Below are 10,323 nucleotides of genomic sequence, written 5' to 3' on the forward strand. Positions count from 1 at the left end.
GGTGGGGGCCCCTTACTTGGGTCACGGTCCGGGGCTCTGCTCCAATGGCGATCAAGATGTCGGCTTCGGGGACGCGCGGCGCCGACGGCGCGCCGGAACGAACTACCCGTATTGATCTCCAGCCGCTCGCCAGGCCGCCTTGCAGACAGCGATGATCTTGATCGCGTGGCGGTCGGAATCGTCAAGAATGCATGCGCCTCTGGTCAGCTCTGGCTTGGTCAGGCTCGCGGCGAGCACAGTTATCCCGACCGTGGCTTGCCCCGCTGGCCAGGGCGCCGGGCACCTCGGACCTCGCGGAGCGGTGACGCAGGGCGTCAGAGCCGTTCCCGCGCAGATGGCGCTTTGTGTGCAAGCGGGCACATCGGGCGGCGGCTTCCGTACCAGGCAGGACGAGGCCGCGGCTCCTGTAGGTGCGGAGTAGCGTAATGCCAGCGGAACAGACTCGCGACGACCGCGGAAGAAGGGATCGAATGGTTAGCCACTTCATCTCCTTCCCCCTCGCCGATGCAGACTCGATCCGCGCGGCGATTGATGGCGGCGAGACGATGTCGGTCGAGTTCAAGGGGGAGGGGCGCCAGGCGCTGAGCGACCGTGAGTTGATCGAGGCGGTGGTCTGTCTCGCCAACGGCCACGGTGGTCTGCTGCTTCTCGGCGTCGAGGACTCTGGCTCGATCACCGGCGCGCGGCCGCGGCACGGCAACCGTACCGATCCGCAGCGGCTGCAGGCACTCCTCGCGAATTCCACACAACCCCCCGTACAGACCGCTGTGTCCACCGTTGATATCGACGGTCAGCCCGTGCTGTGCGTCCAGGTGACGAACAGCACGCGCATTGTCGGAACCACCCGCGGGATGTATCAGCGGCGGGCTATCGGAGGCGATGGAAAGCCGACGTGCGTCCCGATCCACGCACACGAGATGCTCGCGCACGAGATCGACCGAGGGGCGCTTGATTACGCGGAGCTTCCGGTGCCCGACGCAAGCTGGGATGACCTCGATCCACTGGAGTTCGAGCGGTTCCGCCGGCTGATCCGAGAATCGGCGGGCTATGGCGACCGCGTGCTCGCCGAGCTTGACGACCACGATGTCGCGCGTGCGCTCGGTCTGCTCGAACACCGCGGCGGCCTGGCTGTGATCTGTGCTGGCGCGCTGCTTCTGTTCGGTCGGGAGGACGCGATCCGCCGCTACTGCCCGACCCATGAGGCAGCCTTCCAGGCTCTCCAGGGCCTGGCTGTTCAGGTAAACGACTTCTTCGCCTGGCCACTGTTCCGCCTAGCCGAGGAATTCCTCACCCGGTTCCAGGTCCGCAACACCGAGGAAGAGATCCAGTTCGGCCTCTTCCGGGTCAGTGTGCCGGCCTACTCGGAGACGGCGTACCGCGAGGCACTCGCCAACGCACTGATTCACCGGGACTACACCGCCCGGGGCGCGGTTCATGTCCAGTGGCAGGACGAACAGCTGGAGATCTCGAATCCTGGTGGCTTCCCAGCGGGGATCACTGTCGACAACTTCCTCGTCGCGCCACCACGTCCGCGCAACCCACGGCTCGCGGACGCGTTCAAACGGGCCGGCATCGTCGAGCGGACCGGCCGTGGGATCAACCGGATCTTCGCTGAGCAGCTACGTTTCGGCCATGGTCCCCCGGACTATGCGCGGTCGACCCAGGACTCCGTCGCGGTGGTGCTCCCTGGCGGCAAGGCTGACCTTGCGTTGATCCGCTATGTGTTCAAGCAGGAGCGCCAGGAGCAGCCGCTTACGCTGTCCGATCTGCAGGTCGTCACCGAGTTGTTGCACCACGGCCGGTTGCGTACCGACGAGGTCGCCGCACTGCTGCAGGTCGGCGAAGCGGAAGCCCGGCGGCAGCTCGCGCGGATGGTCGACCGGGGTCTCGTGGAAGCCCGCGGTGCCGGGAAGGGCCGTACCTGGCACCTCGCCGCCGTCGTCTACCGCGAGCTTCGCGAGCCCGCCGCCTACGTCCGGGTCCACGGCTTCGACCAGGCACAGCAGGAGCAGATGGTGGTCAACTACGTCGCGGCTCACGGCCAGATCACTCGAGGCGAGGCGGCAAACCTGTGCTCGCTGTCTCCCGATCAGGCATCGCGACTGCTGCGCCGGCTCGCCCTGGAAGATGGGCCTCTGGTACCCAATGGTGATCGTCGATCGAGGGTGTACACGCGCCGCGCGTGATGGCATCACGCGCATAGTAAAACTCATCACGCGCGCGTGAAAGTACACGCGCGGTGCCGGATCTTGGGTCCGATCCTGGCCGGGTGCCTGGGGGATGACGTGCTGGAACTCGGGCCCGGTTTCGGTGCCACCACCCGCGTGCTCGCGAACCTCACGCCGTCGCTCACCGCGCTGGAGATAGACGGCGGATCGGCGTGCCTGCTCGAGCGGCGGCCGGGCTCGCGGGTGCGCATCCTGCATGGTGACGCCACCCAGATTCCGGCTCATCCACTTCGGGGACACTTCGGTCACGGTTGACCTCGACGGGTTGGCGGCCCGGCTCCCCGCAGCCGGAACGGCCTTCTGCCGCCGGCCGGGGCATCGCCGCCTGGTTTAGCCTGGTCGCGTGGTCACCCTTCCGCGTCGGCGCCTGAGCGCGGGCTGGGTGGCATCCCTGCTGTTGCTGATCGGCCTGGTGGGAGCCTCCGGCGGCGTCGGCGAGCGGCCGGCGGACCTGCAGATGGTCGGGGGCGCTCTGCCCGCGGTCACGGCGTTCACCGTCCCGGTCGGTTCCGGCGAGACCACGGCCCCGCGTCCGGATGCCCGAACCATGCTGGCGGGACCGTGGCCGCCGGGCCATTCCACCGCCTTCGTCCTCGCGGCGGGCGCGGTGGCCCTGGGCCTTTCCCTGCTCGTGCGCTGGCGTCGGCCGGTAGGCCGGGTCGCCCGTCCCGGCGCCTCCGCCGGCGCCCTGGCCGCCCGCGGCCCACCGTCACGGCCTCGCCAGTTCTCGAGGTAGGCCCGCGCCTCACGGCCGGGCCGTGAGGTCGGCCGACGCCCCCGCTTCCCCGCCCGCCGGCTTACCAGCTCCGGGCCGGCTGCTGCCGTGTGCCGGGGGCGCTGCTGCCGCGTGCCGAGGTCACGAGTTTGCGTACGCCGGCCCGTCCGTCCTGCCGTGCTGCGGCGGCGGCGGGAGACCAGCCTCGGGTCCTGGCTCCGACATGCCTGCCTGCGTGGCCTGCGCCGCGTGGCGGGCCGGGCACACCTGCCCGCCATCGGGACGATCATCGATCGAAGGACGATCTGTGGACTCGGGATTCGAATGGGATCGCATACTCATGGCCGTCGCGCTGCTCGCGGCGATGTTCCTGCTACCCACCCTGGTGATCTGGCGTGACCAGGTTCGGGACCGGCGCCGCTTCGGGGCGCCGGCACTGTCCCGGCCCGTCCGTTACGGACCCGACGGTGCGGCCTACCGGGAGGGGATGGCACCCGCGGTCAGCCCCACCGGCCGGGACGGTCGGGACGATGCGCCCGCAACGCTGACGATGTCGGGAACACCCGTTCGGTGATGCCGGTACGCGGCGGGCGGGGCGGTTCGGCGGCGGGAGCGGTGCCGGTCCTGCTGCGCATGGCCGTGGGCGCGACCTTCGTCGCCGCTCTGCTCGCCGTGGAGTTCGGCGACCGGTGGGGGACACTCGCCCCGGTCGCGCTGCCTGCGGTGCTGGTCGGGCCGATGCTGCCCTGGCGGGCCGCCGCCCGGCTGGCCGGGTTCACGGTCGTGGCCGCCGTGCTGGTCGGCTGCGTCGGCGCTGGAGGCGTCGGTGTCGGGAGGATGGGGGAGGAGGGCTGGTGGCGCTGCGGGCATCCGGTGCTGCTCGCGGTGGTCAGCGCGGGGGCCGCGGCCGTGCGGGGGTGGGTCGTCGGGCGGCACGCCGCCGGGTGAGCGGCGCTAGGCTAGGCCCGTCCGCGGTGTGCCGGGAAGTCTGGTCGGCGATGGCCGAACCGACCCCGGATGCTGGGAGACAGCTCTGAATCCGCCGCCGCGCCGCCCTCGCCGCCTGTTCGCCCGCGGCTCCTGGGTGGAGACCCGACGGATCGCGGCGGTCCTGCGCGACGAGACGATCGGCGGGGCGCTGCTGCTCGCCGCGACCCTCCTGGCCCTCGGCTGGGCGAACTCGCCCTGGTCGGGCTCCTACGATGCGCTGCTGACCACCCGCTTCGGCCCGTCGGCGCTGCACCTGGACCTCTCGGTCCGCGAGTGGGCGGCCGACGGGCCGCTGGCGATCTTCTTCTTCGTCGCCGGACTCGAGCTCAAGCGTGAGTTCGTCGCCGGGGACCTGCGCGACCCGGGCCGCGCGGCGGTGCCGGTGGCCGCCGCCGCGGGCGGGGTCGCCGTTCCGGCCGTGCTGTACACGCTGGTGAACCTGCACGGCGGGGCGCCGCGGGGCTGGGCGATCCCGACCGCCACCGACATCGCCTTCGCCCTGTCGGTGCTCGCGGTCGTCGGCAGGCGCCTGCCGACGGCGCTGCGGACCTTCCTGCTGACCCTCGCCGTCGTCGACGACCTGCTGGCCATCGTGATCATCGCCGTCGCCTACACGGGTGAGCTGTCCGTGCTGCCGCTGGTCGGCGCCGCCGTGCCGTTGGCGGCGTTCACGGTGCTGGTGCAGCGCCGGGTGCGGGCGTGGTGGGCGCTGCTGCCGCTCGCGGTGGCCACCTGGGCGCTCGTGCACGCTTCCGGGGTGCACGCCACGGTCGCCGGGGTGCTGCTCGGCTTCGCCGTGCCGGTGGTGCGCGGCGAGGAGGCCGGCGGGCCGCGGGCCGGGCCGGGGCTCGCGGAACACTTCGAGCACCGCTGGCGGCCGTTGTCGGCGGGCGTCGCCGTGCCGTTCTTCGCCTTCTGCTCGGCGGGGGTGAGCATCGGCGGGCTCGGGGGCCTCGCCGACGCGCTGTCCGACCGGGCCGCTCTCGGCGTCGTCGTCGGCCTGGTCGCCGGCAAGGCGATCGGGATCTTCGCGACGACCTGGCTCGTCGCCCGTTTCACCGGGGCGAGTCTCGACAGCGGCCTGGCCTGGGTCGACGTCGCGGGGCTCGCGCTGCTCGGGGGGATCGGGTTCACGGTGTCGCTGCTCATCGGGGAGCTGGCGTTCGGGCCCGGCAGCGCCCGTGACGATCATGTGAAGGTGGGGGTGCTGACCGCATCGGTCCTCGCCGCGCTGCTGGCGTCGGTGGTGCTGCGGCTGCGCAGCCGCGCCTACGCGCGGATCCACCAGCTCGAGACGGTCGACGACGACCGCGACGACGATGACGACGGCGGCCCCGGACGTCCACCGCCCGGGGCCCGGCCCTAGCGCGTCGGTGGGCGCTGCTCGCCGACGGCGCCGGCCGGCGGGCGGATGAAACCCTGCTGGGCGGTCGTCGCGACCAGGGTGCCGTCCTGGCGGAAGATCTTGCCGGTGGAGTACCCGCGTCCGGCAGAGGCGGTCGGGGAGTGCTGGTCGTGCAGCAGCCACTCGTCGGCCCGGAACGGGCGGTGGAACCAGATCGCGTGGTCGAGGCTGGCGAAGGACACCCCGGGACTGGCCGAGGCGATCCCGTGCGGGCGCAGGGAGGTGGCCAGCAGGTACAGGTCGGACGCGTAGGTGATCGCCTGCAGGTGGACGCGGGGATCGTCGCCCAGGGGGGTCCTGACCCGGAACCAGACCTGCTGGCTGGGGGGATACGCCCGCGGTGCCAACGGGGAGACGACGCTGACCGGACGGAAGTCCAGCACCGCGAAGTGTGGGGGCAGCGGGCCGTCGAACCCCCAGGCGGCGAGGTGGCTGGGCAGGTCGGCGACCGATTCGGGATCGGGCACGTCGGACGGGGCCGGATCGGCGTGGTCGAGCCCCTCGCGTGGGATGGTGAACGACGCCATCACCTCGAACAGCCGACGGTCGTGCTGGCGGGCGACGACGCGGCGCACCGCGGACGAGCGGCCGTCGCGGAGGCGCTCGACGTGATAGCTCACCGGGATGTCCGGGTCGCCGGACTGCAGGAAGTAGCCGTGCAGCGAGTGTGCCGGGAAGTCCGCGGTCTGCTGGGCCGCCGCGAGCGCCTGACCGGCGAGCTGACCACCGAAGATGCCGGCGCGGGCGCGCGCACCACGGGCGCCGACGAACACGTCCGGCTCGGACTCCCGGACCCCGAGGACGTCCTGCAGCGGCAGGGCGAGGTCCGCGGCCGCGCCGGCTGACGTGGCGCCGAGCGCCGGCTCCCCGACGGGACCGGGGCCGGTGGGAACGACAGTCATGATCAGCTTATCCTCGCCTCGTCCTCGCCGACGCGCGTCACCGAACGGCGGCCGATCCGCGGCACGCCCGATTCCGGCGGTCGCGGGACGCGCCGCGGGCGCCGCACGCCGCGTCCCGCGACCGCCGGTCGCAGCCGGCCGGCGGTCGCAGCCGGCCGGCGGTCGCGCGATGCGGAACCGATCAGGTGAAGGCCTCGGACAGCTCGGTCCGAAGCACCCGGCGCAGCAGCTTGCCGCTCTCGTTGAACGGCAGCTCCTCGCGGAACTGGATGTGGTCGGGGGTGCGGCTGGAGCGCAGCCGGGAACGGACGTGCGCCTTGAGGTCCTCCTCCGTCACCCCGGCGGCGGTGACGACGGCGGCGACGACCTGCTCGCCCCACTCCTTGTTCGGGATGCCGACGACCGCGGCCTCGAGTACACCCGGGTGCTCGAGCAGCACCGCCTCGATCTCGCCGGGTGACAGGTTCTCCCCGCCGCGCACGATCACATCGTCGAGCCGGCCGTGGACGAACAGGTAGCCGGCCTCGTCGAGATGCCCCTCGTCGCGGGTCGGGAACCAGCCGTCGGAATCCAGCGTCGTGCCGCGGCCGAGGTACTCGCCGGACACCTGGCCGCCGCGCACGCAGATCTCGCCGCGCTCGCCCACCGCCACCTCGATGCCGGCCGCGTCGCGGATCGACACCTCCAGCGTGGGCAGCGGCCTGCCGACGGAGGCGAGCCGGGCGCGGACCGCCGGGTCGTCGCTGGCGAACGCCGCCTGATGGTCGTCGGGACCCAGCACCGCGATGGTGCTGGAGGTCTCGGTGAGCCCGTAGGCGTTGACGAAGCCGACGTGCGGCAGCAGGCCGACCGCGCGCTCGATGACCGGCAGCGGCATCGGGCCACCGCCGTAGGACAGCGACCTCAGCGAGGGCAGGCCCAGGCCGTCGGACTCCACGATGTCGAGGATGCGGCCCAGCATCGTCGGGACGACCATCGCATGGGTGATCGACTCCTCCCGGACGGTGCGTACCCAGGCGACCGGGTCGAACGCCTCGAGCTGGACCACCCTGCGCCCGGAGTAGGTCGACGACAGCACCGCCGAGATGCCCGCGATGTGGTACGGCGGCACGCTGACGATCGCGGCCTCGTCCTCCGCGGAACCGGCGTACTCCACCGTGGAGATGATGTACTCCGTCAGGTTGCTGTGCCGCAGCACGGCGGCCTTCGGCTCACCGGTGGTGCCACTGGTGAACAGCAGGACGGCGATGTCCTCCGCGTCGCCGCCCCAGCCGTCCTTCTCCTTGCCCTCGGGGTCCTCGGCGAGCGCCAGGGCCTCGGCCCGGCTGAGGAACTCGATGCCGTCGACCGGCCCGACCCGCTCGACGACACCCTCACCCACGATGATCGTGGCCGGGGCGGTGCGGGCGACGATCGCGCGCAGCTGCGGATCAGCCAGGCGGTAGTTGATCGGCACGAACGGCTTGCCGGCGATCGCCGCGCCGAACAGCGTCAGGGGGACCGCGGGGGAGTTCAGGTCGATCAGCCCGACCCGCTCGCCCGGCAGCGCCTCAAGTGCGGCGCCGAGACGCCGGGCCCGGCTGGCCAGCTCGGCGAAGGTCAGACCGGAGGCCAACGGACCGAGCGCGACCCGGTCGGCCATGCCGTCCGCGGCCATTTCGAGAAGCATCCCGAGGTGCATCGTGGCTACCCGTCAGTCAGAGGAGGGCAGGGGCTTGGCGTCCTTCTGGGAGAGGATGACCTCCCCGATGGACAGGGACCCGGCGCCGCCCTTGGTGCACAGCAGCTCGATGCCGGTCTCGCCGTCGGCGAACCGCTTGCCCAGCGGCGTGCCGGCGGAGAAGGCGGGGTCCAGAGTGAGCCCGGTGGGGGCCTCGGTACCGATCGACACCATCGGATGGCCACCGCAGCGCAGATCGATGGGTCCACTCGCGGGTTTCACCACGATGACCTCTGTCTGATCGACGACTGAACGGTAACGGGTACCGGGCTTAGTGACAAGACTCACGTTTTCGACCTCCTCGCTCGCGCGTGTTCCTCTCGCGGAGCGGAGAGTGCCACGCCTTTCCTAATTTCTACTGCCCGGGGAGGATCAGGTGCCACCGCCTCGGGCGGGAGCAACATCGCCGCCCGCGGCGCGGATCGGGGCAGCAGCCCGCGCGCGCCGACGCCCCACCTCGGCATCCGAGGCTACCTCGATTTCTGACAAAGATGTCACGTGGTGCCGGGTGTGGGTGGGCCCCGTTTCGGACGTAAGCCAACGGCGTGATCTCGGCTGGGCCGGAACCTGCCGTACATCTCATGTACCAAGTTAGACGTTTCGAGGTTCATTGAACCTCAAATCTGGACGCGGGGCAGCCGATGCATCGGCGCCCGGTCGAGAGCCGGCCGTCAGCTGCTGCCAGGCCCCCTGCGACCCATGGCGGAGGGATGGGCGGGCCGGGCCGGCCACGTGGCCGGCCCGCCGGGTGCCGGCCCGCCGGCCGCCGTCGGTGGGGTCCGGCGGATCCGACCGACGCGAGGTCCGCGGCGCCCGCCGCAGCGGCGGCGCGGTGGGCAACCAGGTGACGCCGGGTGGTTCGCAAGGGGGCGCGCATGAGGCATGTCTGACGGGGCCGTCACCATCTTGCCGGGTTGATGGGCGCAGTGCGTCACTGTCAGCGATGGGTGCCTCGCACATCCTCGCGGCCGGTCAGCCGCGGCAGTCGCGCCGTGCTCGGACCGATCACCGGGCCGAGGAAGAGATCGCAACGCATCGCCCGCAGCGTGTTCAACTGCGAGGACGTCGTGACGTCGCCGGCCATCGTCCGCATGCCGAGCTCGTGGGCGAAGTGCAGCAGGGCACCCGCGGCGGCGTGGTGAACCGGGCTGCGGTCGACGCCGTCGACGTAGATCCCGCTGAACCGGATGTAGCGGAAGGGCACCTGGTTCATGGCCACGGCCGTCGTCAGGGCCGACCCGTAGTCGCCGATGCAGAGGTCGACTCCCAGCCGGCACAGCTCGCCGAAGGCCGCCAGCAGCGCCGGCTCGTCGTCGGCGACCTCCCGCTCGGCGATCTGCAGGCACAGCCGGTAGCGGACCTCCGCGCCGGTGGCGGAGAGCAGCGGGTCCAGCTCGGAAATGAACCGATCTTCGACGAGGCAGCGGCTGGAAACGGTCACGTTCAGCAGCGGCGGCGGTGCGCCGTCGCCGCGTTCGTCCTCCCACCGGGCGGCAGCCCGGCAGGCCCGGCCCACGGCCCAGCGGTCGATCGGCACCCGCAGGCCGACGTGCGCGGGATCGGGCAGGAACTGCGCGGGCGGCACCAGCCCGCGGTGCGGATGAAGCCAGTACGGCAGCGCCTCCACCCCGGCCAGGCCACGGTCAATGTCGTGGATCGGCTGGTAGCGCATGACCAGCTCATCGTCGGACAGGACCCGACGCAGCTCGTCGTTGTCCGTGATCTGAGCGAGCAGCCTGGTGCGCATCGCCTCGTCGAACGCCAGCCGACGCCCCGGCCCGCGGCGCTTCGCTGTGTACATCGCGATGTCGGCGGCGTTGAGCAGATCCTCGCCGTCGGCGGTCTCCGGCTCGGACAGCGCAATGCCGACGCTGGCCGACAGCAGGACCGTGCGCTCGCCCAGCACACAGGGCGTGTCCAGGGTGGCGAGCACCCGGTCGGCGATCGCCTCGATGGCGGCGGGGGAGTCGATGTCCTCGCACAGCACGGCGAACTCGTCGCCGGAGAGCCGCCCGACGACGTCGGCGGGCCGCACCGCGTGCTCGAGCCGTTGCGCCGTCAGCCGCAGCAGGTTGTCGCCAGCCTGGTGGCCGAGGGTGTCGTTGACCGTCTTGAAGCCGTCGAGGTCGATGAACAGTACACCGATCCGGGTCCCGTCCCCGCGCGCCCGCCGCAGGGCCCGGTTCAGCCGGTCGAGCAGGGCCGTCCGGTTCGGTAACCCGGTGAGCCCGTCGTGCAGGGACTGCCGGCGGATCTCGTCCTCCATCCGGAAACGCATCGCCGCCGCCCCCAGCACGGCTCCCACCGAGCGGACGAACTGGGCGTCCTGCTCGCTGAGGGCCGGGCCGGGCGGGGGACGGCTC

The 10,323-nt window shown here is 71.8% G+C and carries 10 protein-coding genes; 6 read left to right on the top strand and 4 right to left on the bottom strand.

Features of this window, described 5'->3' with window-relative positions:
- The first annotated feature begins 470 nt into the window (after positions 1-470).
- From NBZ85_RS21000 to nhaA, 6 genes are all read left to right on the top strand, one after another.
- On the top strand, positions 471-2,186 hold the full coding sequence (locus tag NBZ85_RS21000; RefSeq protein WP_261560399.1) for an ATP-binding protein: 1,716 nt from the start codon (positions 471-473) through the stop codon (positions 2,184-2,186).
- Between the two features lie 63 nt (positions 2,187-2,249).
- A complete protein-coding gene (locus tag NBZ85_RS33845; protein WP_261560398.1) occupies positions 2,250-2,483 on the top strand; it encodes an rRNA adenine N-6-methyltransferase family protein in 234 nt (77 codons plus the stop codon).
- Positions 2,484-2,571: 88 nt separating this feature from the next.
- Entirely contained in the window at positions 2,572-2,964 is a 393-nt protein-coding gene (locus NBZ85_RS21010) for a hypothetical protein (RefSeq protein ID WP_261560397.1), read from the top strand.
- A gap of 286 nt (positions 2,965-3,250) precedes the next feature.
- Entirely contained in the window at positions 3,251-3,517 is a 267-nt protein-coding gene (locus NBZ85_RS21015; RefSeq protein ID WP_261560396.1) for a hypothetical protein, read from the top strand.
- Positions 3,514-3,891, top strand: a complete 378-nt coding sequence (locus NBZ85_RS21020; protein ID WP_261562453.1) for a hypothetical protein — start codon at positions 3,514-3,516, stop codon at positions 3,889-3,891. The genes NBZ85_RS21015 and NBZ85_RS21020 overlap by 4 nt, the downstream gene beginning before the upstream one ends.
- A 136-nt stretch (positions 3,892-4,027) precedes the next feature.
- Positions 4,028-5,299, top strand: a complete 1,272-nt coding sequence (nhaA, locus tag NBZ85_RS21025) for a Na+/H+ antiporter NhaA (protein WP_261559685.1) — start codon at positions 4,028-4,030, stop codon at positions 5,297-5,299.
- Here the strand turns inward: nhaA and NBZ85_RS21030 are convergent.
- The 4 genes from NBZ85_RS21030 to NBZ85_RS21045 all read right to left on the bottom strand — a co-directional run.
- Positions 5,296-6,240, bottom strand: a complete 945-nt coding sequence (locus tag NBZ85_RS21030) for an acyl-CoA thioesterase (RefSeq protein WP_261562454.1) — start codon at positions 6,238-6,240, stop codon at positions 5,296-5,298. The genes nhaA and NBZ85_RS21030 overlap by 4 nt on opposite strands.
- Before the next feature lie 181 nt (positions 6,241-6,421).
- Positions 6,422-7,921 carry a class I adenylate-forming enzyme family protein gene (locus NBZ85_RS21035; protein WP_261559694.1) on the bottom strand — a complete coding sequence of 500 codons (1,500 nt, stop codon included), beginning with the start codon at positions 7,919-7,921 and terminating at the stop codon, positions 6,422-6,424.
- Positions 7,922-7,933: 12 nt separating this feature from the next.
- Complete coding sequence (locus NBZ85_RS21040; RefSeq protein WP_261559695.1) at positions 7,934-8,248, bottom strand: hypothetical protein; 315 nt, start codon at positions 8,246-8,248, stop codon at positions 7,934-7,936.
- A gap of 649 nt (positions 8,249-8,897) precedes the next feature.
- On the bottom strand, positions 8,898-10,323 hold a 1,426-nt coding region (locus NBZ85_RS21045), incomplete at its 5' end, for a putative bifunctional diguanylate cyclase/phosphodiesterase (protein WP_261562455.1).

Origin of the sequence: Frankia tisae (assembly GCF_025403405.1) — a bacterium.
GTDB lineage: Bacteria > Actinomycetota > Actinomycetes > Frankiales > Frankiaceae > Frankia > Frankia tisai.